Source organism: Parendozoicomonas sp. Alg238-R29 (genome assembly GCF_947331445.1).
In the GTDB taxonomy this organism is placed as follows: domain Bacteria; phylum Pseudomonadota; class Gammaproteobacteria; order Pseudomonadales; family Endozoicomonadaceae; genus Sansalvadorimonas.
Genome location: NZ_CAMZOG010000200.1, coordinates 1 through 1,585, shown reverse-complemented (window position 1 = coordinate 1,585; position 1,585 = coordinate 1). Strand labels below are relative to the sequence as shown.

The window sequence follows — 1,585 nt, the reverse complement described above, 5'->3', positions numbered from 1 at the left end:
TCTCAGGAAAAACGAGGAGCGAGAAATTAATATATTCACCCCGACGCACAACGCCTCAATCAGCCGCCGCCGTAGGCGGTCGGCTGGATTGACTTGTTAAATTTCACTTGCACGATTTTACTTGGACTTTTTAAAGGTAAGTCCAGTCAGATTATTTTCAGAATACATGCTCTTGAATTTTTCTGTAGCAAAACTGTATGTCAACTTGTTTGTTTTGGATTTAAAAACAAGATGGTCTTCAATTTTGGACTCATCAAACTTAACATTCTTCTTACCCATATGGACACCAGAGTCTATAACATCTACAGCTTCAGATAAGTCGATTGCATGTTCAGGAATTACGAATAATGTATTAAACATGTAATAGGTCTTATCACCAACCAATAAAGGTAAAAACTCTCCAGAAGAGGCTAGTTTTTCATTGAGCACCTTATAGGCATTAGGGCTTAACACTAGATTACCTAAAGCCCATGTAGTTATATCAGGGATGCTTTCTTCTTTCCCAGAGTGATTTTCGCTCTTGTAAAATGAAGATTTTGGAGCAACCCAGTTTTCTAGTCTTGGTTTAGCTCGAAATCGCTGACTGTATGAAGGCATTTTGCTAGTAAGATCAGCAACATCTATAGTTAACGAATAATAGTTTTCAAAGTCATGATTAATTAAATAGCTCATAGTCTTCGGTTCTTCTTTAACCAATCATCATATTCTGCTTCATCAATTTCTTGTTGAAGCTTCATTTCATCTCTGATGTTGCCATGTAATAGCTGTGACCTTACAGTGTTAAGGAAACCACGAACTTGAACATCATCATCCATCATACTTATAGTGTTTTCAATCCATTGGTAATATAGCTGTCTATGAATTCTATTGTGTCCTATAGCATTAGGATAAATAGTTGGACGTGCATCAGCTTTTGTTTTAGGCATCCAAGCCCCGTTGTCAGGGTCGTCAATTCTAATCGCAATATCGTCTTCAGCAATTATCAAGCGAGAACCCACAGCCTCTGGGTGATCTCCAGAAATTAGATGGTGTGCTTCCCACCTTGCACCAGGCCTTGAAATTCCACTTACCCGCAAATGTTTTCCTAAGATTGCAGAGGAATGTTGCTCCGTCGCTCTTTGATGCAATGACATATCTGCACCTTTTCGTCTAAAAGAAACAAGCTTATTTGCAAGCCGAGTTTGGTTCATTCTTGCGAACCTCTTTTCAACTCTTTTGAAAGTTTCATAGTTCTTATCTGAATAGCTTTCAGACTTTGCTTTTTCCAAAATATTTGGAGCTTTCACTGCTTGATTCATAATTATTCCATTAATTATTGTTTGTTGTTTTACACAATGTATGTGTGAAATTTAACGCCTGCATTAAGGGCGCCGAAGGCGTCCTTTGCATGCTCTTGTTGTGCGCACCTGGCCGGATGGGATTTACCGGCGCTGGCAGAACATAAACTTGGCGATTTATTGAGGTAAAAGTTGCCAGCAGGCAAACCCTACGTTTTGTTTGTGTTTGGCACTGAACGCGCAGCCACTGGAAACCTTTGCTGCCGGGAAACACAGAAGTTTTGCTGGCGCCGCACGAAAAACATGAG

The 1,585-nt window shown here is 39.8% G+C and carries 2 protein-coding genes; both read right to left on the bottom strand.

The features are described from left to right. Nucleotides 1-117: 117 nt before the first annotated feature. Complete coding sequence (locus QMA35_RS21585; RefSeq protein ID WP_281649197.1) at nt 118-672, bottom strand: hypothetical protein; 555 nt, start codon at nt 670-672, stop codon at nt 118-120. Next, nucleotides 669-1,298, bottom strand: a complete 630-nt coding sequence (locus QMA35_RS21580; RefSeq protein WP_281649196.1) for an AHH domain-containing protein — start codon at nt 1,296-1,298, stop codon at nt 669-671. Before QMA35_RS21580 ends, QMA35_RS21585 begins: the two co-directional genes overlap by 4 nt. Nucleotides 1,299-1,585 lie beyond the last annotated feature (287 nt).

Excerpts from the sequence above, each read along its gene's own strand:
- QMA35_RS21585 (WP_281649197.1), bottom strand. The coding sequence starts at position 672 with ATGAGCTATTTAATTAATCATGACTTTGAAAACTATTATTCGTTAACT.
- QMA35_RS21580 (WP_281649196.1), bottom strand. The coding sequence starts at position 1,298 with ATGAATCAAGCAGTGAAAGCTCCAAATATTTTGGAAAAAGCAAAGTCT.